Origin of the sequence: Bradyrhizobium sp. BR2003 (genome assembly GCF_009720285.1) — a bacterium.
GTDB classification, from domain to species: domain Bacteria; phylum Pseudomonadota; class Alphaproteobacteria; order Rhizobiales; family Xanthobacteraceae; genus Bradyrhizobium; species Bradyrhizobium elkanii.
Window position 1 is genome coordinate 138877 of the sequence record NZ_SMYJ01000019.1, and the last position, 25931, is coordinate 164807.

Below are 25931 nucleotides of genomic sequence, written 5' to 3' on the forward strand. Positions count from 1 at the left end.
GGGAGCCTCGAACTTGCCGGTCGGCAGCAACACATAGTGCGAAGAAACGCCGAAGCTGCAAGGTATTGAGCGGAATATACGGGGAATATTCCTTCGCCGAAAGGGCCCGATAAAAAAAGTTATACGACTTTCTGTGTATGAGAGCTTGATCTGGTTAACTGGCGCACTGTTTGCATTCTCAAACGGGAAGCAAACGAGAATGTTCAATCGGTCTCTCGACAGATTGTGAGTGCGCCATGCCTCGCCGCGATAATCGCCTCATCGGTCAAGCGCAACTTTCACAAATTTCTAACAAATTAATCCCGCGACTTTCGCGTCCGGCCGCTTGCGGGCGTACACGCCCAGCAGTAGTTACTAGGACGTTAGGTGTCATGAGGGTTTCAACATATTTGAGGATTATTTTCACGAGACCTAACACTCATAACTCGATCCACGAATTATCAATTAAGCGCTTTCCCACCCGAGGCCATCAGGCGGAACCACGTCCGCCCGATCATCCACGAATCATTCCGTGCTGACGCTTGTCCGAGCCAGTCTCTGATCAACATTTTTGCGAGGATCGACACCATGGCGCGTCTCAAGGTCTTCGAAGGGAACCAACCCGCGTCCAGCGAGGCGGCCGACATCCTGGAACGCCTTGTCGCAGAAAACCGCGAGCTGCGGCATACCGCGGTCGAACTGGTCTTGCAGAATTGGATCCTGCGCGAGCGTCTGTCCGATGCCGGGGCGCACAAGTCCGTGGCGCAGGAGCACTGACCGCCCAACCCTCACGACCGCGATTGTCCGCAGCAACGTCCGCCAGCTCGCCTGAACGAGCATTGGGCCGACGCATTCTTCAATTTAGAATTGAATTGTCCGCAGCTGCAGGCGCGCCAGCATGCTCGCCGGATCGGCGAGGATGTGGTCGCATATTCTGCCGGTGAGAAATAGGCTGACGGACTTCAGCTGTGAACCCGGCGCAGCGCGACGCGCGGGGTGTTCTGCTCACGAGACATGCCGAACGAACGCGACGAGCCCGGGCGTTCCTGGATTTCACGTAACTCAGCGATATCAAGCATCAGCGCAACAACTTCGTTGCGCAGCGATTGATTGGTCGCGAGCAACGCCTCTTCGATCGGCTGATGCAAATGTTGAACTTTGTGCTGCTTCATGGCGCGCCCTCGCTCTGCGGTTAAGGGTATGAGCGATGTGATTGAAGTTTCGATGACAGGGTTATTCCGCGCACATGGAATGCGGTTAATGGGGCAGGTTTGCGACGAACACGGCTCCGAGTTAAATTTTCTCAATCAGGTTCCACAACCTGATCGCGAAGCGCTCGATCGGCGGCCTTTGATGTGTCGTGCAGATGAGTTGGCTGCGGCAGCGATAAGGCGCGCGGCTGGAAAACGCGGCTCAATGCGCGGCAGAAGCTCTACCAAGCGCATGATATTGCTCGGTGATCATTGATGGCTGCCGTGTCTTGCAAATGCTGAACGTACATTGTCCGGCTATCACAATGTCGCCGTGTTAGCGATCGCACGTCAAAGGGCGCGTTCAGGGGCACACAAGATATTCCACCAAAGCTGCTCCGTAGACGCAAAATCTGCTGCTGCCACGCCCATCAAGGATCGCAGAGTGTTTCGATCGGTTGCGAATATTGAAGCAGCTCTGACGGTTCTGAAGCGCTCGAGCAATCCGGCGAAATGAATTCAACGCTTGATATCGAACCAAGCGCGATTTCGCCTCCGCCGGATCCAAACGCGCTAGCGCTATTCTAATTAAAAATGAGCGGGACCGAAGCGTCCGGCTTGAACAGAGGGAGCGGAACGCCCTTCGCACGCTTGCCGCTTCACTCGCACGCGCTTGCACAGTCGCCACGAGCAGCAGCGACAGCGAAGATTCGCCATAAGCATCGCTAATTCGCCAACGCGCGTCGCGATCGCGCGCTATTTCGATTTAGTAGGCGTATCGTCGTCCATCTTGCCACCATTGGCGACGCATTTGTTGAAATAGTCCCGCTGAGCTTTCGCACCGCCCCTCGCGCTACCGGAAGCGGGATTGCCGGGCTGCAGCGGCGGAAATGCCTTCGCCACCAAAGCATCGCAGGCGCGCGCCACCTGCACGTCGATCGCATGCGCCGGAACCATCGCGCTGGAGATCATGATCACGGCTGAAGCGATCGCAAAACCGGATATAACTCGCATTGCCACACTCCGTTCCAAGCTGAACCAGTTTTTTTTCTCGAGCCCGGACTCGCAAGGAGCGCACTAAAGCATCATCCGGAAAAGCGCGAAGGGGTTTTCCGTCGCGACATACGCGGATCGCGTTTGCGCGAAGATCAGGCTCTGACCACGCGTTGAAACGTGACGTCGATTCTCGCGGCGCCTAGGTCCGATCGACGTCGTGATAGGCCCGATACCAGGCGACAAACCTGGCAATGCCATCCTCGATCCGCGTCTGCGGACGGAAGCCGATTTCACGCTCCAGGTCGGAGACGTCGGCCGACGTCTCCAGTACATCTCCCGGTTGCATCGGCAGCAACTGCTTTTCGGCCTGCCGCCCGAAGCCCTGCTCGAGCAGCGCGACCACATGCATCAGTTCTTCCGGCCTGCTGTTGCCGATATTGTAGACCCGCCACGGCGCCCGGCTCGAGCCCGGATCGGGATGCGCTCCCGACCAGTTGACGTCGCCCTCCGGCGCGCGGCCGATCAACCGCACCATCGCCTCGACCACGTCGTCGACATAGGTGAAGTCGCGCCGCATGTTGCCGTTGTTGAACAGCTGGATCGGCTTGCCCTTGGTGATCGCGTCGGCGAACGCATAGAGCGCCATGTCCGGCCGATACCACGTCCCATACACGGTGAAAAACCGCAGCCCGGTCGCCGGTACGCGATAGAGATGGCTATAGGAATGGGCGATCAGCTCGTTGGCCTTCTTGGTCGCGGCGTACAGGCTGACCGGATGGTCGACATTGTCGTGAACCGAGAACGGCAACTTGGTGTTGGCGCCATAGACCGACGATGAGGACGCAAACAACAGGTGCTTGCACGCGGTGTGCCGGCAGCCCTCAAGGATGTTGAGGAAGCCCTCCAGATTGGAATCCGCATAGGCGTGCGGGTTCTGCAGGGAATAACGCACGCCGGCCTGCGCGGCGAGATGCACCACGACCTCGAAGCGATAACGCTCGAACAGCGCCTTCATGCCGCCGCGGTCGGCGAGGTCGAGCTCCACGAAGGTGAAGCCACGATGCTGCTTGAGCAGATCGAGGCGCGCGCGCTTGAGCGCCGGGTCGTAATAGTCGTTCAGATTGTCGATGCCGATGACCGGCTGCCCTGCCCGCAGCAGATGCTCCGCCAGATGGAAGCCGATGAAGCCGGCGCAGCCCGTGACGAGTAGATTGCCTGCGATCACCACGTTTTGCCTGTGCCTTTCGCCTTGCGCCGGACCTTCCGGATCCGCCGTCACACGCGGCAGCTGCAGCTGCCTTTGCGTTGCGCGCCGCTAGGCGTCAGTTGCCGGCGGCCGGAGGCTTGTAGTCCGGAAAGCGGCTCAGGACCGCGGCCTTCATGAACTTGAAGTGCGCAATCTCGGTCGCCAACTCCTTCAGCCGGCGCTGGCCGTTGGAGATCTCGGCGTCAAACAGGTCTTGATGATAGTTGTCAAGCGCCTCGCGTTCCAGATATTCGTCGGTGCCGTTGCCGAGGGTTACCGCGGCGCGGGCCAGGACATCATCGACACGGCGGCCAAGACCGGATTGCTCGCTCTCGGCCGCCTGCAACGCAGCCTCGATCGCGGCCATGATCGATCCGATCCGGGCGCGATCGGTCTCGGCATCGCGCTCGGCCGACCGTGCCTTGAAACCTTCCTCGCCGCGCCGCGACCTGATCAGGTCATGCGCGCGAGACCGCAAAAACAGCTGAAACATCTGTCAGTATCCGGTTCGGGCCCATTAGGCAGCACAGGTCAAAAATCGCCCGGTCTTAGTTAAAAAAGGATGAATTGCCCTCGTGCCCGGCCCTCAGGTCGGCTTTCCACTTGATCCAGGCCTTGTCGTGCTTGTCATAGAGTTCGAGCCACCGTCCCTCACCGGCTGACGGCACCAGGCCCGTCCCGTCCCCGTCCGCCAGTCCCGGCAGCGAGGAGTCCAGGTCCTCGAACTCCGACGTCTCCTCAAGCGTCAGCCCGACCAGCACGCGCTTGCCACTGACATCGACGACATACCGCCTCGGCGAATGCCCCCTGAGATCACTCATGACGTGAAAGTTCCCTTGCGATCCGCGAGGCTGGCGACGAGATCAGGCGCACGCCGGCACGCAACCAACCCGCCTGCCGCAACGGACGCGGACATGATGACCGATTGCATGCTGCCAGCCAACCCCAACTCAAAGCACACCGTCGCGCTACCTCGATCGAACTACTCCGCTAGAACGCACGACGCATGTGGCCGAACGCACTGACCGGCTGGTCCCGCCTCGACGATCTCGCGGCTGATGGCGCCACATACGGTGCATAGATCCGATATTGCGCGCGGCGCTTGTGCGATCGCCACGAGCGCGCAGCGAAACCGGAGAAGAAGCCTGCGACGAACACCGCCGCGAGAATCAGAGCAGAAGAAACCATCACAATTGTCCACGTTCGCCCCGATGTTATTAACATTCGAAGTTGTGACGACATCATGATTGGACGCGCCGAAAGATTGTTCAGCCGCTGGAATTTTTGTGCAATCTGACGGCGCAACAATGATCAGGCGTCAACAATAGTTGTTCTCGCGAGACAACGTCTCAGGAGAACCACCAGAGCATGAATTTCAGGAACATCGAGCTGAGAAGATAAATCCACCCTGCCATCGCCAGCACCGTCAATCCGACGAAGACACCTGAAACGCTTTTCTCCTTGAGGCGGGCCAGCAACGAGTTTTTTTCTTCTTGCGAATAGAACATCTCAGGCTCAAGGCGTATCTGATTCAAATCAGCTAGCAGTCAATTTCGATGATCTCGTGACGCGTCGCCGCAGCCATTCGCCTCGCGCATCACAGATCACCGCTGCAAAACGCCACCGAGCCGCACGCCATCGCTCAGGGAAATTCCATTCGACGCGATCTGGAATTCGACGTCGGCGATCGCGGCAACCCGCGCGCCGGAATTTCCGCTTGCATTCTGTTCCGATCGACGTCGCGTCCGTACGTCAAGACGATCGTGCAGCTTGACCATGCGATGTGGCCCGCACGCGGGATAGCCGCGCGCCGGAAGCCGACGCGATCGACCGAACGGATTCTTCCCGGGAGTAATCTGCCTGCTTCGCCCCGCCTCTCAGTCTAACAATCGAGTCCTCGCACACGGCCAACCAATGATCATCGCCTCACACGCGGAAAAAGGCGAACCAGACAATGCCGAGGATCAGGACAGCAAGCCCTGTCGAGGCCGTGAGCAGCGCAAGAACCGAAGGTCCAGGCTCGGCCTGGCGCGCCTCGGTCGGGGTTTCAACAATTTGACCGTGTCGTTCCGTTGCCATGGCAACCTCTTCGCTTAAGTGGCTGTAATTCCGGCGTTTGCCGCTCTCCTTCGACAGCCAACGCGTGATCGGGAGCGATGTTCCGAGCGCTTTGACGGCTGCCCCGACGGCAGTCCCGCCCGCCGCGTCAAACCGGCGCAGCTCGAGGCCACGGTTAACGCCGTTGCGAGATTCACCGGACCGTGTTGTTTCAAACTGGGGTTCCCAGTGTTATCCTAGACCGTTCCGTCGGTTGCGTAATCGGAGTTTCCCCGGAGTTTCCCCCATGGCCCCTCGCGCCAATTGGAAGGGCTTTTTGCGCCTTTCGCTCGTGACTTGCCCGGTTGCCCTGTACCCGGCGACATCGGATACCGAAAAGGTCTCCTTCAACCAGATCAACCGCAAGACCGGCCACCGGATCAAATACGCCAAGGTCGACGCGGAGACCGGCGAGGAAGTCTCCACCGAAGACATCATGAAGGGCTACAAGGTCGACACCGACACCTATATCGAGGTCACCAAGGAAGAACTCGACGACATCGCGCTGGATTCGACCCGCACCATCGAGATCGACGAATTCGTGCCGCGCAGCGAGATCGACAGCCGCTATCTGATCCGCCCCTACTACCTCGTTCCCGACGGCAAGGTCGGCCACGACGCCTTTGCGGTGATCCGCGAGACCATCCGCAGCCTGAACAAGGTCGCGATCGGCCGCGTGGTGCTGACCAACCGCGAGCACATCATCGCGCTCGAGCCGCTCGATAACGGGCTGATGGGCACGCTGTTGCGCTACCCGTATGAGGTGCGCAGCGAGAAGGAATATTTCGACGACATCCAGGATGTGAAGATCACCAAGGATATGCTGGATCTCGCCAAGCACATCGTCGAGCAGAAGTCCGCTGAGTTCGATCCGGAGGAGTTCGAGGACCGCTACGAGCAGGCGCTGATCGACCTGATCAACCAGAAGCGCAACGGCATCAAGGTTGCCAAGCCCGCGGCGAAGACCAGCGGCAACGTCATCAACCTGATGGACGCGCTGAAGAAGAGCCTCGCCAACGAGAAGCAGGCAGCTCCCGCCAAGGCCGAAGCAAAGGCGGCGAAGGGCAAGAAGCCGAAGAAGCGCATCGAGGGCCAGCGCGAAATGCTGCTGCCGATCTCGGGCAGCGGCAAGCGCGAGCCCAAGGAGGCCACCAAGCCCGAGCCGAAGAAGGCCGAGAAGACAACGCGCGGCCAGGGCACCGCGGCGCGGAAGAAGGCGGGCTAAAGCGCGATGTGATTGGGTTGAACCGTCATCGCGCTTTAGCTCTTTGTTTGAGCATGATCTCCGCGCAAACGCGTCCCGCGTTTGTCGCGAGGGAAAACCGCTTCGCACTTTTCCGGATCATGTTTTAGCGCAGCGACCGCAAGATGAGCCCGGTCCACAGCGCCTGAGATGTCGCCCTGGTCGACGCCGTTTGACGAACCGATCGCGCTGCATCGCGGCGGCACGCTGGTAACGCTGCAGCAGGCTGCCGACTACATCATGAAGCTATCGGAAGACACCCAGCAGGAGACGCGCTGGCAGATCGCGGTCGAGCATCTGATCAATGCGGCGGAACAAGGTGCCGGCTGGTTGATGTTCGCGCGCATCGCGATGCTGCGCGCGTTGAATGGGGACGACTGAATCCGAAAATGCCGGGCTGCCTGCAGCACTTACTTGAATGCCGAACTGACGGCATTGAATTGGCCGCTTACACTGGTGCCGATGCCCCTGACGCCGGCGACGATCACGATGCTGATGCCGCCGGCGATGATGGCGTATTCAATGGCCGTCGCCCCGACCTCATCACGCAGAAACCTTGCCATCAACGCGCGCATGAAAAGCTCCTGTCCGACGCTCGCGGCTTTTTCTCCCGCGCCGTAGTAATATGCCGGCCAAACTAGGCCACATTGGTTGACGGCCCATTGAGGGAAAGGATGAACGGTCGCTTAAAAGTTGCAGCGAGTTTCCCTGCTAGTTCTGCCTGCATCGGGTTGTCGCCGGGCGAGGCGCCGGGCCGCGGCCGGAGCGCTTTCCAGCGAAGGCGACACCGACTCGCGCAAAGAAAACGCGTCAAAACAAGAATTTAAGAGCTCTGTTCTGATCCTGTCCGACCGGCAACAGCTCCGCTCGTAAACGCATATCAGGACTACCTGATCCGGCCCCGGCCGCGCTTTACCGGTGCCGCGGAATCCTGTTCCTTTATCGGACAGGCGACAACGAGGCCGGAGCGAACCGGCCGCATGCAAAGGGAGTGACCGTCATGAAGCTCGGCACCGCGATCGCGGAAATCATGAAGCGCGAAGGCATCGAGATCCTCACGGGCTACCCGGTCAACCACCTGATCGAATACGCCGCCAATGCCGACATCCGCCCGGTGATGGTGCGCCAGGAGCGCATCGGCGTGCACATGGCGGATGCGATCTCCCGCGTCACCTCGGGCGAGAAGATCGGCGCCTTCTGCATGCAGCACGGCCCCGGGGCCGAGAATGCGATGGGCGGCGTCGCGCAGTGCTACGGCGAATCCGTGCCCGTCCTGGTGCTGCCGATGGGCTATGCGCGCCGGCTCGCGAATATCGACCCGAACTTCAATTCCAGCCAGGCGATGAAGGCGTTCTCGAAATCGTCGGAGCCGATCAACATCGCCGCGGAGGTCTGCAACATCTTTCGGCGGGCGTTCACAAGATTGAAGAACGGCCGCGGCGGGCCGGTTATCGTCGAAATCCCCGCCGACATGTGGAACGAGGAGGTGCCGGAGCCCCTGAACTACACGCCGGTGCTGCGCACCCGCTACGGCGCCGACCCCGTGCATGTGAAAGAGGCAGCGGCGCTACTCGTGAATGCAAGACATCCGGTGATCTATGCCGGCCAAGGCGTTCACTATGCAAAGGCCTGGCCGCAGCTGAAGCGCCTCGCCGAACGGCTCGCGATCCCGGTTACCACCAGCCTCGGCGGCAAGTCGTCCTTCCCCGAGACGCACCCGCTCTCGCTCGGCTCCGGCGGCCTCGCCGTGCCGCGCGCGGTGCCGAAATTTCTTTCGGAAGCCGACGTGATCTTCGGTATCGGCTGCTCCCTCACCGAGACGTCGTTCGGCATCGCGATGCCGAAAGGCAAGACCATCATCCATTCGACGCTCGATCCGAACCACATCAACAAGGATGTCGAGGCCAAGGTCGGCCTCGTCGGCGACGCCGGCCTGGTGCTCGACGCGCTGCTGGAGGAGATCGGCAAGACGGTGACCACGGACCGCAACGCCAGCGCGGTCGCCGAGGAGATCGCCGCCTCCCACAAGGAGTGGCTCGCCAAGTGGATGCCGAAGCTGACGCACAACGACGCGCCGCTCAATCCCTACCGCGTGCTGTGGGATCTGCAGCACACCGTCGACATCCACAACACCATCATCACCCACGACGCCGGCAGCCCGCGCGACCAGCTTTCGCCGTTCTGGAAGTCGGTCGAGCCGCTGTCCTATATCGGCTGGGGCAAGACCACGCAGCTCGGCTATGGCCTCGGCCTTGCGATGGGCGCCAAACTGGCAAAGCCGGACAAGCTCTGCATCAATGTCTGGGGCGACGCCGCGATCGGCTTTACGGGAATGGATTTCGAGACCGCGGTGCGCGAGCGGATTCCGATCATGTCGATTCTGCTCAACAATTTCTCGATGGCGATCGAATTGAAGGTGATGCCGATCTCGACCGAGAAATACCGCTCGACCGACATCTCCGGCGATTACGCCGCGATGGCCCGCGCGTTCGGCGGCTACGGCGAGCGTGTGACCAAGCCCGAGGACATCATCCCCGCGATCAAGCGCGGCATCCGGAAGACCAGGGAAGGCGTGCCGGTGCTGCTGGAGTTCATCACCAGCAAGGAGACCGAGGTCTCGCGGCCGGGGACGTGAGGGCACCTCACACGCCTATCTCCGTCATGGCCGGGCTTGTCCCGGCCATCAACGTCTGCTTCCTGCCCAATCCAGGAAGACGTGGATGCCCGGCACAAGGCCGGGCATGACGAACTCGCGGCAAGCGCGAGTTCATTGGCCGGGCTCCGGCGCGCAGCGACTCGGCCTTGCCTCCCCACTTGATTTGACATCGCCAGCGCAGGCAAGCTCCCTCCGGTGCAACTTCGGAGGGGAGAGATGGCGCGCATCCTGGTGCTGGGGGCCGGCTTTGCCGGGCTATGGGCCGCGCTCGGCGCAGCCCGCAAGCGCGACGAGATCGGCGCGCGGGCAGCGGACACCGAAATCCTCGTCGTCGATCGCAACGCCTATCACAACATCCGGGTACGCAACTACGAGGTCGATCTCGGCGACGTCGCGCTGCCGCTCAACGAATTGCTCGATCCGGTCGGCGTCAGGCACAGGGTGGCCGAGGTCGCGGCGATCGATCCGGCGAAGCGCGAAGTCACGGTCACGACCAGCGCGGCTTCGGAGGTTCTGAGCTACGACCGGCTGGTGCTGACCACCGGCAGCGAGCTGGTCCGCCCCGCCATCTCAGGCTTGGCCGCCCACGGCTTCGATGTCGACACGTATGAAGCGGCGATGCGGCTCGACGCGCATCTGGCAGCGCTCGGCAAAGAGCCGCCGTCGGAGGCGCGCGCGACCGTCGCGGTCGTCGGCGCAGGGTTCACCGGGATCGAGGTCGCGGCCGAGATGCCGGCCAAGCTGGCGCACGCCGGCATCACCGGCGATCATCGGGTCATCCTGATCGATCCCAATCCCGTGGTCGGCGCGACCTTCGGCGCGCATGGCCGCCCGGTCATCAACGAGGCGCTGGCCACGCTGGGCGTCGAGACGCGGCTGAATGTCCGGGTCAGTGCCGTCGGCGCCCACAGCATCACGCTCGATAGCGGCGAGATCATTCCGACCAAGACCGTGGTGTGGTGCGCCGGCATGCGCGCCAGCCCCCTCGCCGCCTCGCTGCCGGCCAGGCGCGACGCGCTCGGCCGCATCAAAGTCGACCACACCATGCGCGTCGAAGGCCTGCCGGACGTCTTCGCCGCCGGCGACGTCGCCGCCTGCCTGATCGACGGCAAGCACCCGACCGTGATGTCGTGCCAGTTCGCGCGGCCGATGGGCCGCTTCGCCGGCCACAATGTGGTCGCGGATCTGTTTGGTGAAAAGCTGCTGCCGCTCAATATCGACTGGTATGTGACGGTGCTCGATCTCGGCGCCTGGGGCGCGCTCTACACCACCGGCTGGGACCGCGAGGTGCACACCACCGGCGCCGCCGCCAAGCTCACCAAGCAGACCATCAACCGGCAGCGCATCTATCCGCCGCGCAACGGCGACCGTGCCGCGCTGCTCGCGGCGGCCGCGCCGACGATCCAGACGGCGCCGCCGACGCGCAAATAACAAAAGGGGCGGCCACCGCATGACCGCCCCTGGTCGCCTTAACACTCGCGCCGCGATTACTGCGACAGCTTCACGAAGTTCGGAAACTTCATCTGGCCCTCGGCGATCGCCTTCGGCCAGACCGTGATCTGCTTGCCGCCCTGCCACTGGAACACGAGGCCGGTGACGGCGCCCGGACCGGACTTGATGCCGTGGGTGAACTCGTCGTTCTTGCCATAGAACTGGATCTTGCCGATCGTGCCCTCGAAGTCGGTCTTCTCGAGCTCGGTCACCATCTTGTCCGGATCGGTCGAGCCGGCGCGCTGGATTGCCTCGGCGATGATGTAGACCTCGTCATAGGCGGTGTAGCCGGTATAGGCCGGCGGCGTGCCGAACTTGGCCTTGAACGCCGCCGCGAACGGCTTGGTCTTCGGCGTGACGGCAACATCGGGTGTCGCCACCGCGAGCGAGGGCACGCCCTCGGCCGCGCCGTTGGTGTCGCCCCAGAAGGTCGGGCTCAGCGCCTGCGCGCTGATGCCGAACATCGGGATCGGCACCTGCTGGTTCTTCCACTGCACGGTCGGCTGCACGCCGACATGGGAGATGCCGGTGACGATCACGTCTGGCTTGGCGGCTTCCATCTTGTTGAAGATCGGCGTGAAGTCGGTGGTGTCGGGCGAGAAGCGGATGTGCTCGACCACCTTCAGGCCCGCCTTCGGCAGGCAAGCCTCGTAGCCGACGTCGAGCGGCTTGGTCCAGGCCGCGTCCTCGCTCATGATCGCGACCGACTTGAACTTGAGCTGGTCGACCAGCAGCTCCTTGGCCGCATCGCAGACCAGCTGCGCCTGCGCGGCCGAGGTCAGGTAGCCGTGGAAGGTGTACTTGTTCTTCTCATAGTCGTTGTGCACCGCCTTGGTGATCTCGTTCGACGCGGCGCCGGGCGTGATCAGCGGCATCTTCAGCCGCGAGGCCCACGGCTCGAGCGCCAGCACGACCTCGCTGATGTAGCTCGCGATCACGGCGGAGACCTTGTCCTCGCTCACCGCGCGCTGGAAGGCGCGCACCGAGTCCGCCGACGAGCTCTTGTTGTCGTAGGTGACGATCTCGATCTTGCGGCCCATCACGCCGCCCTTGGCGTTGATCTCGTCGGCCGCGATCTGCGCGCCGCCCGGCGTCGCCGCACCCGCGATCGACTGCACTTCGGCAATGATGCCGATCTTGATCGGGTCCTTGGACTGCGCGTAGGCCGGCGCTGCGAGGCAGAGCGCGAGCGCCGAGGCCAACAGGCTCACGCGGGTCGCGGTTGAATATGCTGTCATCATGGTCTCCGTTGTTTTGCTTTCTTCTTTTCAATTTTCGCGTAGTGTTTTCAAGCGAAGTGCGAAGCGGTTCGCGTTAAGAAAACGCGTCAAAAAAAGACTCAGAGAAAGTCCTTGCCGGCCTCCGCGGCGAACCGGCCCGGATCGCCCTCCCAGACGATCCGCGCGTGCTCCAGCACATAGACGCGGTCGGCATGCGGAAGCGCGAACGTCACGTTCTGCTCGCCCAGCAGCACCGTGATCTTGGTGGTCTGACGCAGCTTCTCCAGCGCCTTCGACAGCAGCTCGAGGATAACAGGCGCAAGCCCCAGCGTCGGCTCGTCGAGGATCAGGATCTGCGGCTGCATCATCAGCGCGCGGCCGATCGCCAGCATCTGCTGCTCGCCGCCGGACAATGTCTGCGCCATCTGGCCCTGGCGCTCCTTCAGGATCGGGAATAGCTCGAACAGCCAGGCGAGCTGCTTGGCCCTCGCCGCGTCGTCGAGATGCTGGCCGCCGAGATCGAGGTTTTCCCGCACCGTCATCTCGCCGAACAATTCGCGCGATTCCGGACATTGCACGAGACCCGAGCGGGCGATCTTCGCAGGCCCCGTGCCGCGCAGTGGCTGCCCGCCGCGCAGGATATCGCCGGTATAGGGCAGGAAGCCCGAGATGGTGTTGAACAGCGTGGTCTTGCCGGCGCCATTGAGGCCGACGACGGAGACGAACTCGCCCTCATGGACGTGGATCGAGACGTTCTCCAGCGCCTGCGCCTTGCCGTAATGCACGCTGACATTCTCGACCTGCAGCAGCGGCACCTTGTCCTTGAAGGAGGTCTCGGGCCGCGCATGGGTCTCGATCGCGCCGCCGAGATAGACCCGCCGCACGGTCTCGTTCCTCATCACGTCCTCGGCGCGGCCGGTCGTAATCTCCTCGCCGAGATACATCGCGAGCACGCGGTCGACCAGCGCCGCGACGCTCTTGACGTTGTGGTCGACCAGCATCACCGCGCGGCCCTCGTCGCGGAAGCTGCGGATCAATGCGGAGAAGGTGCCGACCTCGGCGCTGGTGAGACCGGCGAAGGGCTCGTCGACCAGCACGACCTTGGGGTCGCGCGCGATCGCCTTCGCCAATTCCAGCCGGCGCAGGTCGGCGAACGGCAGCGTCGGCGGGCGGCGGTCCGTCACCGCCCCCAGCCCGACGCGCTCGGCGATCCATTTGGCGCGCTCGGTCAGCGCCTTGTCGGGAAACAGCATGAACAGGCTGTCAGGCAACAGCGCGACCATGATGTTCTCCAGCACGGTCTGCCGGTTCAGCGGCCGCGAGTGCTGGAACACCATGCCAAAACCCTTGCGCGCGATCTTGTGCGCTGGCAGGCCGGCGACGTTCTCGCCTTCGAACAGCACCTCGCCCGCGGTCGGGCGCTCGATGCCCATCACGCTCTTCATCGCGGTCGACTTGCCCGAGCCGTTCGGCCCGATCAGGCCGAGGATCTCGCCGGGATGCAGGTCGAACGACAGGTTCTTCACGGCGGTCAAGCCGCCGAATCGCTTGGTCAATCCGCGGACGGTGAGCGTTGCTGTGGTCACGGTCTGATCCATTAAGAGCGCGCCTCGCGTGACAGGGCCGCTCCGAGGAAACCGCCGGGGAAGAACAGGACGACGAGCAGCGCCACCGCCGAGACGATGAAGGTCGCAAGCTCGCCGGTCGGACGCAGGAATTCGCCGGCCACGATCAGGAAGATCGCGCCTAACGCGGCCCCCAGCACCGTGCGCCGGCCGCCGAGCACCGCGGACACGATCACGTTCACGCCGACCGCGACGTCGACCACAGTGCCGACCGAGGCGGTGCCGAAGTAGAACACCAGCAGCGCGCCCGACAGTCCCGAGAAGAAGGCGCTGACGATGAAGGCCGCCAGCTTGTGCTTGACGATGTTGAAGCCGAGCGCGCCGGCCTGCACCGGGTCCTGCCCGCTCGCCTGCAGCACGAGACCGACAGGCGATTGCGACAGGCCGTAGAGGATGGCCGCGCTCACGGTCATGAAGCCGAGCGCGATCCAGTAGTTGGCGCCGGCATTGATGGTGATGACGTCCGGGATGGTGAGCCCGATCTCGCCGCCGGTGAGATCGGCGAACACCACGACGAAGTTCTGCAGCATCAAGACCGCGACCAGCGTGGTGAGGCCGAAATACGGCCCCCTCACCCGCAGCGCCGGCAGCGCCAGCACGAAGCCCGCGACCACCGACGCCAGCGCGCCGAGCAGGATGCAGACGTAGACCGACCAGCCGAACTGGTTGTTGAGGATCCCTGCGGTGTAGGCGCCGGTGCCGATCAGGAAGGTTGGCCCGAAATTGACCTCGCCGGCGAAGCCGAACAGGAGGTCCCAGGCCATCGCGAACACGCCGAAATAGAACGCGACGGTCAGCAGCCCGAGGATGTAGCCCGAGACGTAGAACGGCAGCGTCGCGGCGACCACCACGCAGGCCAGCGAAATGAAGAACAGGCGCGAGGAAAAGAAGCTGGCCATCTCAGCGCCTCCCGAGCAGGCCTTGAGGCCGGATATACATCACGAACACCAGAAGCAGCAGCGCCGGAATGGTGCGATAGGCCGGCGAGATCATGTAGGCCGTGATGGTCTCGAGATAGCCGACGACGAAGGCTGCGATAAGCGAGCCCGACACGCTGCCGAGGCCGCCGAGCACGACGATCGAGAACGCGCTCGCGGTCAGCGGCCCGACGCTGTAGGAGCTGACGCCGAGGAACATGCCGAGCAGCACGCCGGCGATGCCGGCGAGAATGCCGTAGATGCCCCACACCACGATGTAGATCTGGGTGAGCTCGAGCCCGAGCAGCGTGACGCCGCGCGGGTTCATCGAGGCCGCCAGCACCGCCTTGCCGGTCCTGGTGCGGTTCACCAGCAGCCACAGCAGGCCGATCACGAGGCAGCAGACCAGCGCGGTGAAGATATTGTTGCGCGGCGTGCGGTTGCCGAAGATGTCGACAACACCCTCGACGATCGGCAACACCGTCTTGGCGTTGTTGGTGAAGAAATAGGCGATCAACTCCTGGATCATGATGCCCCACAGCAGGGTGCCGGTGAGGACGAAGATTTCCTTCTCCTCGTTGGGGATCCGCCTCGAATTCTGGATCGGCTTGACGACCGCGAAATAGGTCGCGAACGACACGATCAGCGCGACGCCGACACCGAACAGCGCGCCGGTGTAGATGTCGAGGTGCAGCACGCTGGCCGCGGCCCAGGCCGCGACCGCTGCGGCGACCATGATGGCACCGTGGGAGAGGTTGAGGACGCCGGAGACTCCGAAGATCAGGGTGAAGCCGGTCGCACCGAGCGCATAGAGCGCACTGATGGCAAAGCCATCGATCAGGATTTGTAGGGCAAGCATCTCAGATTGGCCGCGGCAGCAGGGCTGCCTGTTGTGGAGGACACGGAACCGAACGGGGATGCTCCCGGGTGGGGCCCGGGAGCATGACCGTCAGTCAGTTCGTGGTGACCTTGATGAAGCTCGGGAACTTGAGGTCGCTCTTGGCGACCTCCTTCGGCCAGACCGCGACCTGCTTGCCGCCCTGCCACTGCAGCATCAGTCCGGTGATCAGGCCCTTGCCGTACTTGATCGAATGGGTGAACGGATCGTCCTTGCCGTAGAACTGGACGCGTCCGATGGTGCCTTCCCAGTCGGTCTTCTCCAGCGCATCGACCATCTTGTCGGCCTCGACCGAGCCGGCGCGCTTCACCGCATCCGCGATGTAGTAGACCTCGTCATAGGCGGTGTAGCCCGCATAGGACGGATAGTTGCCGTAGCGCTTCTTGAAGCCCTCAGCGAACGGCACCGACTTCGGCGTCACCGCGACGTTCGGGCCCGAGACGCCCTGATACAGCACGCCTTCCGCCGCATCGTTGGTGTCCTTGCCGAAGGTCTCGTTGGTCGCCTGCGAGGAAATGCCGAACATCGGGATCGGCACCTGCTGGTTCTTCCACTGCACCGTCGGCTGCACGCCGACATGCGAGATGCCGGTGATGATCACGTCGGGCTTGGAGCCTTCGACCTTGTTGAAGATCGGCGTGAAGTCGGTGGTGTCGGGCGAGAAACGGATATGGTCGACGACCTTGAGCCCGATCTTGGGCAGGCACTCCTCGTAGCCGACGTCGAGCGGCTTGGTCCAGGCGGCGTCCTCGCTCATGATGACCGCGGTCTTCATGTGCTTCTGATCGACCAGGAGCTCCTTGGCGGCGTCGCAGACCGACAGCGCCAGCGCGGCCGAGGTCAAGTAGCCGTGGAAGGTGTACTTGTTCTTCTCGTAATCGGCGTGGACGCTCTTGCTGATCTCGTTGGAGGCGGCGCCGGGCGTGACGAACGGCGTCTTCAGGCGCGAAGCCCAGGGCTCGAGCGCCAGCACCACTTCGCTGATGTAGCTCGAAATGACGACGTTGACCTTGTCCTCGTTGACCGCGCGCTGAAACGCGCGCACCGAATCCGCCGAGGACGAGTGGTTGTCGTAGCTGACGATCTCGATCTTGCGGCCGTCGATGCCGCCCTTGGCGTTGATCTCGTCGGCGGCCAGCTGCGCCGCCTGCGGGATCGATGCACCGGCAATCGCCTGCGCTTCGGCGATCACGCCGATCTTGAGGGTGTCGGCAGCCAGCGCTCCGCTGGGCGCCGCAGCCAACAGGCCGAACACGGCCGCTCCTGCAAGTTTCGCATGCACGGGGAGTCGCGATGTTCTTGTCACCCTGTTTCTCTCCTCTTTTTCTTCGGCCGCTTCGAGCTCTTGGGGCGCGACTATAGCCGCGACAAAATGCGCAGCAAGTGAAACTGCGCGCAGATCGCCATGCATGGACGGCGACTAAAGTAGTGGGTCGACGCGGTGCGGCTGAATAAATTTGAGGCAGAGGGGGAATAAAAGGTCGTGGGGCGCCGATCTCTTGGATCGTCATTCCCCGCTGCGCAAATTACGCAGGGCGAGCGAAGCGGAGAGAGCGGAACGAAACGCAAGGCTCGGGCAATTGATGTCGCGAGATCGCGGATTGTTGCCCGCTGGCCGTACGACAAGCTCAGTGTCGTCCCTTGCGAAAGCACGGACCCATAACCACGCATGCTGATTGTTACGCGATGTTGGAACGACGAGTCCGATTCACAACATCCGCCGCGGCGCATGGGTCCGCCGGGACGACAGCGGTGTACGCGGCCAACGTCCTTACTCAGCCATCTCCGCCGGCGGGTGGGCGGCGGGACCGGCGAGCGGGCGCTCTTCCATCGTGATCATGCAGATCGAGGCGGTGGTCAGCAGCACGGCGGCGGCGCCGAACACGTAGCGGAACGCATGGATCATGTCGGCCATCGGGATCGCGCTGACGGTGCTGGCGGCGGCATGATGCTCGCCGGCGAGCGAGATGTCGGTCCCCAGCGTCATCAGCAGGATGGTGGTGAAGGCGGCGACCGTGAAGGAGGCCATCATCGCGCGGAAGAAGTTCATCGCGCCGGTGACGGTGCCGACCTGCGGCCGCGCCACTGCGTTCTGCAGCGACACCACGCTGATCGGGAAAGTGGTGCCGAGGCCGAGCGCAAACACGCTCATCAACAGCAGCAATGCCCACAGCGGCAGCGTCGTCACCGCCATGCCGACGGCACAGATCGCGGCCACCGAGGTGCCGACGATCGCGACACGCTTGTAGTGCTTGGCCTTCGCCATGGTCCGGCCGGCGATCGCCGCACCGAAGGTCGAGATCGCCGCGAGCGGGATCAGCGCGAGGCCGGCCTCGCTGGCGGTGAGGTGATAGACCACCTCGTAATAGAGCGGCAGGTGCACGGTGAGGCCGACCATGGCGCCGAGCGCGCAGCCGCCCGCCCCCATCGCGAACGGCACCACCGAGCCGCCGAGCAGCGACAGCGGCAGGAACGGCTCGTCGGCGCGGCGCGCGTGCCAGACAAAGGCGCCGGCGAGCGCGATCGAGGCGCCCACCATCGCGGTGATGGTCGGCGACAGCCAGGACAGACGGGTGCCGCCCCAGGTCAGCACCAGCATCAGCACGACGGCCGAGGCCATCAGCAGGATGCCGCCGAGCCAGTCGACCTTGCGCTTGCGGTGGAACACCGGGATCTTGCCCATCTTCGGCAGCAGCAGCGCCAGCGCCGCCGCCGCGAGCGGCAGGTTGATCCAGAAGATCATCGACCAGTGCAGATGCTCGGCGAACACGCCGCCGACCACCGGGCCGAGGATGCCGCCGGCCATCCAGACGCTGGAGAAATAGGCCTGATAGCGACCGCGCTCGCGCGGGCTCACCACGTCGGAGATCACGGTCTGGACCACCGGCATGATGCCGCCGCCGCCGAGCCCCTGCAGGCCGCGGGCGACGATCAGCATGGTCATGCTGGGCGCGATCGCGCACAGCACCGAGCCGACCACGAACAGGCTGAGCGAGGTGATGATCATGACGCGGCGGCCATAGATGTCGCTCAGCGTGCCGAACACCGGCGCCACCGCCGTCGAGGCCAACAGATAGGCCGTGATCACCCAGGACAGATTGGTGACGTCGTGAAACTGGCGCCCGATCGTCGGCAGCGCGGTCGCGACGATGGTCTGGTCGAGTGCGGCCAGGAACATCGTCAGCATCAGGCTGATGAGGATGGTGCGGACTTCGTCCGGATTGAGCGGTGCCGGCGGTGCCAGCGGCGGCGCTTCGCTGAGTTCGATCACCTCGCTCGGGAGATGAGACAGCTCTTCGGCAATGTCGTCGGGCAATGTCGCTTGGTCGGCAGGAATCCGGCTCTGCCGTTCATACTTGTTCATTTGAGGCGTAATGCTGCTGCGCGGGCGCGTCCCGCGATAGAATCATTCTCTGCTTTGCAATTTATGCAGCAATTGAATGCTGAGGCAGGCACCCCAGCGCATGGGTGCATCCCGCCGCGCTATTCTCGCGGTGACGTGATCGCGGACGCGGCGACGGCGTCACGCTTTGGTGGTCTTGCCCAGCATTTTCGGCCGCTTCTTCAATTGTGCCCGTTTCGGCAGCAGGGCGGGCCATCGCACGATATGATCCTCGAGATCGGCGTCGTTGACGTCGAGCTCGGTGCCCTCCACCCGCCCGCGCACCGAGACGCCGGCCTCATGGACGGTGTTGGGATCGCCCGAGATCAGGGGATGCCACCAATAGAGGTCCCGCCCCTCGGCCACCAGCCGGTAGCCGCAGCTGGGCGGCAGCCAGTTCAGCGTCCGCACGTTTTCGGGGGTCAGGCGGACGCAATCCGGAACCTGGTCGGAACGGTTCGGGTAGTCCTTACAGGTGCAGAGGCCGGAATCGAGCAGCTTGCAGGAGATATGGGTGAAATAGATCTTGCCGGTGTCCTCGTCCTCGAGCTTCTCCAGGCAGCAGCGTGCGCAGCCGTCACACAGGCTCTCCCATTCGGCGTTGGACATTTCTTCCAACGTCTTGGTTTTCCAGAAGAATCCCTCCTGGTCCGACGGGCGCTTGGGCGGTGCGGTCATGATATCCCTGTAATGGCGGTGCAACTCTTCTTGGGATGCCGGCGCTCCCTCCGCAAGGGGGTGGTAGTGCGGGGTCGAAAAAGCCAGTGGGCAGCGTTAGGGCTTTCATTAAATTCACAAGCCGCACCATTGGTTTATGGCAGCCGCTCGGATAGAACGTGGAACGAGTCCCCAACGACGCAAAAGCGCCTTGGGATTGCCGCAACATCGAAGCAAGACGCTGGCCCGTGCCCGTTTTGGGCGCCCGCAGCGCTGTCGAACTGATCAAGGGTCCGGTCCTTTCAGATCATGCCGTCGCATTGGAAACAGAAGGTCCGGAACTTCTTCCTGGACCTCGATGCGCGTATCGACTCGACGCTTTTCTCGTCGGGCAAGGGCCTGCGCGAGCTCTACGAGCGCTATTCCACCTTCATGGACCGCTTCTATGTCGGCCGCTGGAAGCGCTGGGTGTTCATCGAGCCGCTGTCGGAGGCCGCGACGCTCGGGCTCGGCGGCATGATCCTGATGCTGACGCTCGCGATCCCGGCCTTCCGCGAGACCGCCGACGAGGATTGGCTGAAGAAGTCCGACCTTGCGGTGACCTTCCTCGACCGTTACGGCAACCCGATCGGCAGCCGCGGCATCAAGCATAATGACTCGATCCCGCTGGAAGATTTTCCGGACAATCTGATCAAGGCGACGCTCGCGACCGAAGACCGCCGCTTCTACGACCATTTCGGCATCGACGTGCCGGGCCTCGCCCGCGCGCTCGTCACCAACGCGCAGGCCGGCGGCGTCCGCCAGGGCGGCTCGTCGATCACCCAGCAGCTCGCCAAGAACCTGTTCCTGAACAACGAGCGCACCATCGAGCGCAAGGTGAAGGAAGCCTTCCTCGCGATCTGGCTCGAGACGCGGCTCACCAAGAACGAGATCCTGAAGCTCTATCTCGACCGCGCCTATATGGGCGGCGGCACCTTCGGCGTCGACGGCGCGGCACATTTCTACTTCAACAAGTCGGTGCGCGACGTGAATCTCGCGGAGGCCGCGATGCTCGCCGGCCTGTTCAAGGCGCCGACCAAATACGCCCCGCACATCAACCTGCCCGCGGCGCGCGCCCGCGCCAATGTCGTGCTCGACAACCTGGTCGATGCCGGCTTCATGACCGAGGGCCAGGTGTTCGGCGCCCGCCGCAATCCCGCGGTCGCGGTCGACCGGCGCGACGAGAACTCGCCGAACTACTATCTCGACTATGCCTTCGACGAGATGCGCAAGCTGGTCGACACCTTCCCGAAATCCTACACCGAGCGCGTCTTCGTGGTCCGCACCGCGATCGACATGAACGTGCAGAAGGCGGCCGAGGAAGCGATCGAGAACCAGCTGCGCCAGTTCGGGCGTGACTACCACGCGACCCAGGCCGCGACCGTGGTGTCCGATCTCGACGGCGGCATCCGCGCCATGGTCGGCGGACGCGACTATGGTGCAAGCCAGTTCAACCGCGCCACCGACGCCTATCGCCAGCCCGGCTCGTCGTTCAAACCCTATGTCTACACCACGGCACTGCTGAACGGCTTCACGCCGAACTCGAAGATCGTCGACGGCCCGGTCTGCATCGGCAACTGGTGCCCGCAGAACTATGGCCATTCCTATTCAGGTCAGGTCACGCTGACGCAGGCGATCACCCGCTCGATCAACGTGGTGCCGGTCAAGCTCTCGATCATGATGGGCGGCAAGGAAGGGCCGAAGGCGGGCCGCGCCAAGATCGTCGAGGTCGCGCGCCGCTTCGGCCTCAAGGCGCCGCTGCCCGATACGCCGTCGCTACCGATCGGCTCCGACGAAGTCACCGTGCTGGAGCACGCGGTCGCCTATGCGACCTTCCCGAACCGCGGCAAGGCGGTGACGCCGCATTCCGTGCTCGAGGTGCGTACCGGCGCCGGCGACTTGGTGTGGCGCTGGGACCGCGACGGCCCGAAGCCGCGGCAGGCCATTCCGCCGAACATCGCCGCCGACATGGCCGGCATGATGAGCCACGTGGTCAGCGAAGGCACCGCGCGCCGCGCCGCGCTCGACGGCATTCCGACCGCGGGCAAGACCGGCACCACCAACGCCTATCGCGACGCCTGGTTCGTCGGCTACACCGGCAACTTCACCTGCGCGGTCTGGTACGGCAATGACGACTATTCGCCGACCAACCGCATGACCGGCGGTTCACTGCCGGCGCAGACCTGGCACGACATCATGGTCGCCGCGCATCAGGGCGTGGAGGTCAAGGAGCTCGTCGGCGTCGGCATGGGCCAGAAGCTGCCGCCGCAGCCGGCGCAGGCCAATGCCCAGGCCAGCGCGGCGCCGCGCGTATTGGAAACCAAGCCCGGCCCGCCGCCGGTGTTGACCAAGCGCGGTGCGGATATCCTGGTGCGGGTCGAGAAGCTGCTCGACGACGCGGCCAAAACCGCCGGCAAGACCACGCTGAACGAACGCTCGGAGACCGGCAAGGCCGAGTCCTCGAGCGCGCTGGCGTTCCCCGAAAACTACGTTGCCGCGGCCGGGCCGGACGGCGCGACACCGGCAGTGCCACGCAAGAACTGACGTGCGGCTCCTCCTCACCACCTTGCTGGCACTCGTGATCGCCACGGCCGTTGGCCTCGGCCTGACCTATGCGACGGCGACGCGCGGCACCGATCTCGGCACGCTGAAGATCGGCGCCTGGACCGCGCGGCCGAAGAGCGGCACCTCCGACGTCGATCCCTATTCGCGCGCCACCATCGCGCGCAGCGGCGAACTGCCGATCGGCACCGGCGACGGCATCGCGTTCTCGGCGACCACAGACGACAAGAACAAGCCGCTCGACGGCCGCTGCGACATCGTGGTCAGCGGCGTGACGCCGGCGGCGCGATTCTGGACGCTGACGCTGTTCGACCGCAAGGGGCACCTGGTCGCCAACACGCTGCAGCGCTACGGCTTCACCAGCCAGGAGATCATGCGCGCCTCCGACGGCACGTTCGAGATCCACATCGCCTCGCGCTCGCGCGCCGGCAACTGGCTGCCGACCGGCGGCATCGAGCGCTACGCGCTGATGCTGCGGCTCTACGACACGCCGGTCGGGGTCGCGACCCGCACGCAGCGCGACGCGCCGATGCCGTCGATCACAACGACGGGTTGCCCATGATCCGCCTGCTGCTCACCATCCTCGCAGGCGTGCTGCTCGGCGGCGTGGTGCATCTCGTCAGCGTGCTGGCGCTGCCGCGCATCGCCTCGCAGGACGCCTATTCGCGGCTGACGCCGATGACCAAGCTCAACGAGGTGACGCAGCTGCCGCTGGCCGACCCGAGCCATTCGCCGATGCCGTTGATGGATCCGGCCTTCGCGGTGGCGATCTGCCGCTACGATCTCTCGACCGGACCGCTCAAGCTCACCGTGCCGGTCAGCCAGGCCTATACGTCGGTGTCGTTCTATACCCGCAACGAGGTCGCCTATTACGCGATCAACGACCGCTCCGCCGGCAAGAAGGTGATCGAGCTCGACCTGATGACGGAGGCGCAGCACAACGAGCTGCCGGAAGACGAGGAAATCACCGCCGCCGACCGGCTGATCATCGACTCGCCGACGTCAACCGGCCTGATCCTGCTGAAGGCGCTGGCGCCGGAGCCCGGCCTGATGCCGCAGGCGCAGGCCTCGCTCGCCGCCTCCTCGTGCAAGGTGCAGACCGAGCCGGTCGCGGCCAAGCAGGAGCCGCCGCCGCTACCCGCGCCGGCGCCGGCGGCGCGCAAGCGCTAGCTCACGGCGAGTGCGTGCCGGCCGCAGCGGCAGGTCTCGTAGTCGACGGGATCGTGGCTGTTGACGATCGTCACATCAGCACCATGCGCCGCCTTCAATTGCCGCAGCTGTTGCTGGTTCTGAATGCGCGTCGCGCGATCCATGTCCGCCCGGCGCTGGAACATGCCGAGCACCAGCGGGATCCGCGGCCTGGCATCGAGCTGCGCGTGGTGAAAATAGGCGTCGCCGGCATGCAGCAGCCATTTGTCGTTGTCGCGCACCGCGATCCCGCAATGGCCGAGCGTGTGGCCCGGCAACGGGATCATCAGGATGTCCGGCTCGCGGTCGCCGAGCGCGCGCACGCCCTTGAAGCCGAACCAGTCCTCGCCGCCGGCACCATAGAACGCCCAGTCCGGCCCGTGCCGCCACTGCGCCGTGATATAGCGCCCCTGCGGCGGCGTGACCTGATGCGTCACCGCCATCTCGTACTCCTTGCGATGGACGTGCACCTTGGCCTTCGGAAAGTCCGGCACGCCGCCTGCGTGATCGCGATCGAGATGCGTCAGCAGCACATGGCGCACATCATCAGCTGAAAAGCCGAGCGCCTTGACCTGCCGCACCGCCGTCTCGGCCGGATCGAGCCGCGGCGTCGTCCGCCGCACCCATTTGCGTCCGAGCCGCGGCGGGTCGCCGATGTCGTCGAGTCCGATCCCGGTGTCGACCAGCACGAGGCCATCATTGCTCTCGACCAGCAGGCAGTGACAGACCATCCGCGCCCGCTGGAAGATGCTGCCGCTGCCGTTCACGAGCCGCTTTCCGATCGGGCACATCGTGCCGGTGTTGAGATGGTGGATGCGCATGACAGGTCCTCCGCAGTAACAGGCGCAGACTTGCCACTGGCGCTTGCATAGGTAAAATATTGTCTTTCTATTCATGTGATAGGATATACCTATGGATATACGCGAACTCCGCTACTTCGCCGCGGTCTACCGCGAGCGCAATCTGACCGCCGCGGCGAAACGCTGCTTCATCTCGCAGCCGTCGATCTCGGCGGCGATCACCAATCTCGAGGCCGAGCTCGGCACCACGCTGTTCATCCGGCACAAGAAGGGCATGGCCCCGACGGCCTCAGCCGCGCAGTTTCACGGCATCGCCCGCCGGATCATCGACGAGGCGGATGCGGCGCGAAATCTCTTCCGCAAGCCCGCGACGCGGCAGGCGCTGACGCTCGGTCTGTTGCGGACGCTCGATCAGGCCCGGACCATCGCGCTGCTGAAGCCGCTGACCGGCAATACCGACCTTGCGCTCCGGCTGGTCGGCGCCAGCGAGAAGGCCGACGCGCGGATCGTCGCCAAGACCATGGTCGGCGCCGGCGAGCACTTCATCCCGCTGTGGAGCGAGCGCTATGTCGCGGCACTGCCGCCCTCGCATCCCCTGACGCTGAAGGAGATGCTCCGGACCACCGACTTCGCCGGCGTTCCGATGATCGATCGTTGCCATTGCGAGCAGCAGGAATTCTTCAAGCGTGCGTCACCGCCGCGCAAGCCGGTGGCGATCGCGGAGTCCGAGGAGTGGGCGATGGCGCTGGTGGCGGCCGGGGTTGGCGTCGCCATCGTGCCCGAGGGCGTGGCGCGCGGCAATCCTGATGTCGCGATGCGCGCGATCGATATCGACGTGACGCGCCAGGTCGGCCTCGCCTACCCCTCGGCCCAGCCGCCCTCCGATGCTCTGAAGGCGTTCATTGCGAGCCTGCCACGGCAAGCCAACAATCGCCGGATCCAATCGACAGCGAAGAAGACGAAGCGCGGCTAGCCCTTGGTCACGACGGCCTGGCCCGTGACAGGCGCGGAGATAAGCGGTGCGTTGGCGGTGAGCCGCGCAAGTTCGTTGATCTGGCGTTCGGCATCGGCCGCCATGCCGTCGGGCGCCTGGATCACCAGCCGCTCCAGCGCCCAGCGATAGGACGAGATCCGCCGCTCGAGGGCCTGCTGGACCCATTGCACGATCAGTGTGTTCTCTTCCATCCGCGCCACCGCGTCAGCCCGCTCGCGCGGCGACACGTCGGCGATCATGTGGAGGCTGGCATTGCGCTTGCGATCGAGCTCGGTCACCTGGATCGCGGTGGCGAAGAACGGCTCGAAGCGGGTGATGTCGTCGCGCACCTCGTCGATCAGCAGCGAATAGCGCGAGGCGAACGAGCGATGCGGCTCGTCGATCAGATTGCGGCCATAGGCGGTGCGATCGAACACGACCCTCTGCCGCCACGGCGAAGGCAGCGGCTGGTAGTCGCCGAACACGCTCTTCCACGCCGGACGCGACAGCGGCGGCTCGATGAACTGATAGGCGAGGTCGCGCAGCTGACGCTCGTGTTCGGTGAGCTGGAATTGCGAGGCGTTCTTGCCGATGCTGCCGGTCGCCTCGGCGCCGATCCAGCGATGCATGTCGTCGTTGCGGAAATCGGCGCGGGTGCGGCCGAAATCGCCGCCGCTGCAGCCGGCGAGCGCCACGCCCGCCAGCAGCAGGATCAGCGCGGGGAGTGACCGCCGCGTGACGGTCCGCTGCACAAGCTCCGGCATTTCCCGAT

At 64.0% G+C, this 25931-nt stretch carries 28 protein-coding genes; 10 read left to right on the plus strand and 18 right to left on the minus strand.

Annotation, left to right across the window (positions count from 1 at the left end; translation table 11 throughout):
- The first annotated feature begins 567 nt into the window (after positions 1-567).
- The gene (locus tag E2I15_RS13770) at positions 568-756 is read left to right on the plus strand and encodes a hypothetical protein (RefSeq protein ID WP_137476419.1); all 189 of its coding nucleotides are present in this window, start codon (positions 568-570) and stop codon (positions 754-756) included.
- 185 nt (positions 757-941) lie between these two features.
- Here the strand turns inward: E2I15_RS13770 and E2I15_RS13775 are convergent, their stop codons facing one another.
- Complete coding sequence (locus E2I15_RS13775) at positions 942-1151, minus strand: hypothetical protein (protein ID WP_016841790.1); 210 nt, start codon at positions 1149-1151, stop codon at positions 942-944.
- Between the two features lie 28 nt (positions 1152-1179).
- Here E2I15_RS13775 and E2I15_RS13780 point away from each other — a divergent pair, with 28 nt between their 5' ends.
- Entirely contained in the window at positions 1180-1446 is a 267-nt protein-coding gene (locus E2I15_RS13780) for a hypothetical protein (protein WP_137476420.1), read from the plus strand.
- A 479-nt stretch (positions 1447-1925) separates the two neighbouring features.
- On the opposite strand, the gene E2I15_RS13785 is transcribed toward E2I15_RS13780, so the two are convergent.
- The 7 genes from E2I15_RS13785 to E2I15_RS38735 form a co-directional block, all read right to left on the minus strand.
- Positions 1926-2183, minus strand: coding sequence for a hypothetical protein (locus E2I15_RS13785; RefSeq protein WP_246667886.1), 258 nt, complete (start codon positions 2181-2183; stop codon positions 1926-1928).
- Positions 2184-2364: 181 nt separating this feature from the next.
- Positions 2365-3393, minus strand: coding sequence for an NAD-dependent epimerase (locus E2I15_RS13790; protein ID WP_422109806.1), 1029 nt, complete (start codon positions 3391-3393; stop codon positions 2365-2367).
- Between the two features lie 94 nt (positions 3394-3487).
- A complete protein-coding gene (locus E2I15_RS13795) occupies positions 3488-3904 on the minus strand; it encodes a hypothetical protein (RefSeq protein WP_038387967.1) in 417 nt (138 codons plus the stop codon).
- A gap of 55 nt (positions 3905-3959) precedes the next feature.
- Positions 3960-4232 carry a hypothetical protein gene (locus E2I15_RS13800; RefSeq protein WP_137476421.1) on the minus strand — a complete coding sequence of 91 codons (273 nt, stop codon included), beginning with the start codon at positions 4230-4232 and terminating at the stop codon, positions 3960-3962.
- A gap of 528 nt (positions 4233-4760) precedes the next feature.
- Positions 4761-4919: a hypothetical protein gene (locus E2I15_RS38730; protein WP_016841796.1), complete on the minus strand. Its 159-nt coding sequence runs from the start codon at positions 4917-4919 to the stop codon at positions 4761-4763.
- 96 nt (positions 4920-5015) lie between these two features.
- Entirely contained in the window at positions 5016-5189 is a 174-nt protein-coding gene (locus E2I15_RS13805) for a hypothetical protein (RefSeq protein WP_155262370.1), read from the minus strand.
- Between the two features lie 148 nt (positions 5190-5337).
- Entirely contained in the window at positions 5338-5490 is a 153-nt protein-coding gene (locus E2I15_RS38735; protein ID WP_016841798.1) for a hypothetical protein, read from the minus strand.
- A gap of 265 nt (positions 5491-5755) precedes the next feature.
- Here E2I15_RS38735 and ku point away from each other — a divergent pair, with 265 nt between their 5' ends.
- Positions 5756-6733 (plus strand): non-homologous end joining protein Ku, encoded by a 978-nt coding sequence (ku, locus tag E2I15_RS13810; RefSeq protein ID WP_137476422.1) that lies wholly within the window; start codon positions 5756-5758, stop codon positions 6731-6733.
- Positions 6734-6901: 168 nt separating this feature from the next.
- Positions 6902-7132: a hypothetical protein gene (locus E2I15_RS13815; RefSeq protein ID WP_137476423.1), complete on the plus strand. Its 231-nt coding sequence runs from the start codon at positions 6902-6904 to the stop codon at positions 7130-7132.
- 29 nt (positions 7133-7161) lie between these two features.
- Here E2I15_RS13815 and E2I15_RS13820 read toward each other — a convergent pair whose 3' ends face one another.
- Positions 7162-7326, minus strand: coding sequence for a Flp family type IVb pilin (locus E2I15_RS13820; protein WP_016841801.1), 165 nt, complete (start codon positions 7324-7326; stop codon positions 7162-7164).
- A gap of 425 nt (positions 7327-7751) precedes the next feature.
- Here E2I15_RS13820 and E2I15_RS13825 point away from each other — a divergent pair, with 425 nt between their 5' ends.
- Entirely contained in the window at positions 7752-9386 is a 1635-nt protein-coding gene (locus E2I15_RS13825; RefSeq protein ID WP_137476424.1) for a thiamine pyrophosphate-requiring protein, read from the plus strand.
- Between the two features lie 237 nt (positions 9387-9623).
- Positions 9624-10838, plus strand: coding sequence for an NAD(P)/FAD-dependent oxidoreductase (locus tag E2I15_RS13830; RefSeq protein ID WP_137476425.1), 1215 nt, complete (start codon positions 9624-9626; stop codon positions 10836-10838).
- A gap of 56 nt (positions 10839-10894) precedes the next feature.
- On the opposite strand, the gene E2I15_RS13835 is transcribed toward E2I15_RS13830, so the two are convergent.
- The 7 genes from E2I15_RS13835 to E2I15_RS13865 all read right to left on the minus strand — a co-directional run bounded on the left by E2I15_RS13835 (position 10895) and on the right by E2I15_RS13865 (position 19618).
- Positions 10895-12139: an ABC transporter substrate-binding protein gene (locus E2I15_RS13835; RefSeq protein WP_016841804.1), complete on the minus strand. Its 1245-nt coding sequence runs from the start codon at positions 12137-12139 to the stop codon at positions 10895-10897.
- 98 nt (positions 12140-12237) lie between these two features.
- Positions 12238-13716, minus strand: coding sequence for an ATP-binding cassette domain-containing protein (locus tag E2I15_RS13840; RefSeq protein WP_137476426.1), 1479 nt, complete (start codon positions 13714-13716; stop codon positions 12238-12240).
- Entirely contained in the window at positions 13716-14642 is a 927-nt protein-coding gene (locus E2I15_RS13845) for a branched-chain amino acid ABC transporter permease (protein WP_137476427.1), read from the minus strand. The genes E2I15_RS13840 and E2I15_RS13845 overlap by 1 nt, the downstream gene beginning before the upstream one ends.
- A 1-nt stretch (position 14643) precedes the next feature.
- Positions 14644-15519, minus strand: a complete 876-nt coding sequence (locus tag E2I15_RS13850; protein WP_018270667.1) for a branched-chain amino acid ABC transporter permease — start codon at positions 15517-15519, stop codon at positions 14644-14646.
- A gap of 94 nt (positions 15520-15613) precedes the next feature.
- Complete coding sequence (locus E2I15_RS13855; protein WP_246667887.1) at positions 15614-16813, minus strand: ABC transporter substrate-binding protein; 1200 nt, start codon at positions 16811-16813, stop codon at positions 15614-15616.
- A gap of 516 nt (positions 16814-17329) precedes the next feature.
- Positions 17330-18922: an MDR family MFS transporter gene (locus E2I15_RS13860; RefSeq protein WP_137476429.1), complete on the minus strand. Its 1593-nt coding sequence runs from the start codon at positions 18920-18922 to the stop codon at positions 17330-17332.
- Between the two features lie 159 nt (positions 18923-19081).
- Positions 19082-19618 carry a YcgN family cysteine cluster protein gene (locus E2I15_RS13865; RefSeq protein ID WP_016841827.1) on the minus strand — a complete coding sequence of 179 codons (537 nt, stop codon included), beginning with the start codon at positions 19616-19618 and terminating at the stop codon, positions 19082-19084.
- Positions 19619-19906: 288 nt separating this feature from the next.
- Here E2I15_RS13865 and E2I15_RS13870 point away from each other — a divergent pair, with 288 nt between their 5' ends.
- From E2I15_RS13870 to E2I15_RS13880, 3 genes are read left to right on the plus strand one after another with little or no spacing between them, the layout of a single operon-like run.
- The gene (locus E2I15_RS13870) at positions 19907-22180 is read left to right on the plus strand and encodes a transglycosylase domain-containing protein (protein ID WP_137476430.1); all 2274 of its coding nucleotides are present in this window, start codon (positions 19907-19909) and stop codon (positions 22178-22180) included.
- A 1-nt stretch (position 22181) separates the two neighbouring features.
- Positions 22182-22760, plus strand: a complete 579-nt coding sequence (locus E2I15_RS13875; RefSeq protein WP_057020198.1) for a DUF1214 domain-containing protein — start codon at positions 22182-22184, stop codon at positions 22758-22760.
- Positions 22757-23368: a DUF1254 domain-containing protein gene (locus E2I15_RS13880; RefSeq protein ID WP_137476431.1), complete on the plus strand. Its 612-nt coding sequence runs from the start codon at positions 22757-22759 to the stop codon at positions 23366-23368. Before E2I15_RS13875 ends, E2I15_RS13880 begins: the two co-directional genes overlap by 4 nt.
- On the opposite strand, the gene E2I15_RS13885 is transcribed toward E2I15_RS13880, so the two are convergent.
- The gene (locus tag E2I15_RS13885) at positions 23365-24207 is read right to left on the minus strand and encodes an MBL fold metallo-hydrolase (RefSeq protein ID WP_137476432.1); all 843 of its coding nucleotides are present in this window, start codon (positions 24205-24207) and stop codon (positions 23365-23367) included. The two genes, E2I15_RS13880 and E2I15_RS13885, sit on opposite strands and share 4 nt — an antisense overlap.
- 91 nt (positions 24208-24298) lie before the next feature.
- On the opposite strand from E2I15_RS13885, the gene E2I15_RS13890 reads away from it, so the two are divergent.
- On the plus strand, positions 24299-25159 hold the full coding sequence (locus tag E2I15_RS13890) for a LysR family transcriptional regulator (protein ID WP_137476433.1): 861 nt from the start codon (positions 24299-24301) through the stop codon (positions 25157-25159).
- On the opposite strand, the gene E2I15_RS13895 is transcribed toward E2I15_RS13890, so the two are convergent.
- Positions 25156-25923 carry a hypothetical protein gene (locus E2I15_RS13895; RefSeq protein WP_137476434.1) on the minus strand — a complete coding sequence of 256 codons (768 nt, stop codon included), beginning with the start codon at positions 25921-25923 and terminating at the stop codon, positions 25156-25158. The genes E2I15_RS13890 and E2I15_RS13895 overlap by 4 nt on opposite strands.
- Between the last annotated feature and the right edge of the window lie 8 nt (positions 25924-25931).

What these genes read in the sequence shown, in the direction of transcription:
- E2I15_RS13770 (WP_137476419.1), top strand. Translation starts at nt 568, where the DNA reads ATGGCGCGTCTCAAGGTCTTCGAAGGGAACCAACCCGCGTCCAGCGAG.
- E2I15_RS13775 (WP_016841790.1), bottom strand. Translation starts at nt 1,151, where the DNA reads ATGAAGCAGCACAAAGTTCAACATTTGCATCAGCCGATCGAAGAGGCG.
- E2I15_RS13780 (WP_137476420.1), top strand. Translation starts at nt 1,180, where the DNA reads ATGAGCGATGTGATTGAAGTTTCGATGACAGGGTTATTCCGCGCACAT.
- E2I15_RS13785 (WP_246667886.1), bottom strand. Translation starts at nt 2,183, where the DNA reads ATGCGAGTTATATCCGGTTTTGCGATCGCTTCAGCCGTGATCATGATC.
- E2I15_RS13795 (WP_038387967.1), bottom strand. Translation starts at nt 3,904, where the DNA reads ATGTTTCAGCTGTTTTTGCGGTCTCGCGCGCATGACCTGATCAGGTCG.
- E2I15_RS13800 (WP_137476421.1), bottom strand. Translation starts at nt 4,232, where the DNA reads ATGAGTGATCTCAGGGGGCATTCGCCGAGGCGGTATGTCGTCGATGTC.
- E2I15_RS38730 (WP_016841796.1), bottom strand. Translation starts at nt 4,919, where the DNA reads ATGTTCTATTCGCAAGAAGAAAAAAACTCGTTGCTGGCCCGCCTCAAG.
- E2I15_RS13805 (WP_155262370.1), bottom strand. Translation starts at nt 5,189, where the DNA reads ATGGTCAAGCTGCACGATCGTCTTGACGTACGGACGCGACGTCGATCG.
- E2I15_RS38735 (WP_016841798.1), bottom strand. Translation starts at nt 5,490, where the DNA reads ATGGCAACGGAACGACACGGTCAAATTGTTGAAACCCCGACCGAGGCG.
- ku (WP_137476422.1), top strand. Translation starts at nt 5,756, where the DNA reads ATGGCCCCTCGCGCCAATTGGAAGGGCTTTTTGCGCCTTTCGCTCGTG.
- E2I15_RS13815 (WP_137476423.1), top strand. Translation starts at nt 6,902, where the DNA reads ATGTCGCCCTGGTCGACGCCGTTTGACGAACCGATCGCGCTGCATCGC.
- E2I15_RS13820 (WP_016841801.1), bottom strand. Translation starts at nt 7,326, where the DNA reads ATGCGCGCGTTGATGGCAAGGTTTCTGCGTGATGAGGTCGGGGCGACG.
- E2I15_RS13825 (WP_137476424.1), top strand. Translation starts at nt 7,752, where the DNA reads ATGAAGCTCGGCACCGCGATCGCGGAAATCATGAAGCGCGAAGGCATC.
- E2I15_RS13830 (WP_137476425.1), top strand. Translation starts at nt 9,624, where the DNA reads ATGGCGCGCATCCTGGTGCTGGGGGCCGGCTTTGCCGGGCTATGGGCC.
- E2I15_RS13835 (WP_016841804.1), bottom strand. Translation starts at nt 12,139, where the DNA reads ATGATGACAGCATATTCAACCGCGACCCGCGTGAGCCTGTTGGCCTCG.
- E2I15_RS13840 (WP_137476426.1), bottom strand. Translation starts at nt 13,716, where the DNA reads ATGGATCAGACCGTGACCACAGCAACGCTCACCGTCCGCGGATTGACC.
- E2I15_RS13845 (WP_137476427.1), bottom strand. Translation starts at nt 14,642, where the DNA reads ATGGCCAGCTTCTTTTCCTCGCGCCTGTTCTTCATTTCGCTGGCCTGC.
- E2I15_RS13850 (WP_018270667.1), bottom strand. Translation starts at nt 15,519, where the DNA reads ATGCTTGCCCTACAAATCCTGATCGATGGCTTTGCCATCAGTGCGCTC.
- E2I15_RS13860 (WP_137476429.1), bottom strand. Translation starts at nt 18,922, where the DNA reads ATGAACAAGTATGAACGGCAGAGCCGGATTCCTGCCGACCAAGCGACA.
- E2I15_RS13865 (WP_016841827.1), bottom strand. Translation starts at nt 19,618, where the DNA reads ATGACCGCACCGCCCAAGCGCCCGTCGGACCAGGAGGGATTCTTCTGG.
- E2I15_RS13870 (WP_137476430.1), top strand. Translation starts at nt 19,907, where the DNA reads ATGCCGTCGCATTGGAAACAGAAGGTCCGGAACTTCTTCCTGGACCTC.
- E2I15_RS13880 (WP_137476431.1), top strand. Translation starts at nt 22,757, where the DNA reads ATGATCCGCCTGCTGCTCACCATCCTCGCAGGCGTGCTGCTCGGCGGC.
- E2I15_RS13885 (WP_137476432.1), bottom strand. Translation starts at nt 24,207, where the DNA reads ATGCGCATCCACCATCTCAACACCGGCACGATGTGCCCGATCGGAAAG.
- E2I15_RS13890 (WP_137476433.1), top strand. Translation starts at nt 24,299, where the DNA reads ATGGATATACGCGAACTCCGCTACTTCGCCGCGGTCTACCGCGAGCGC.
- E2I15_RS13895 (WP_137476434.1), bottom strand. Translation starts at nt 25,923, where the DNA reads ATGCCGGAGCTTGTGCAGCGGACCGTCACGCGGCGGTCACTCCCCGCG.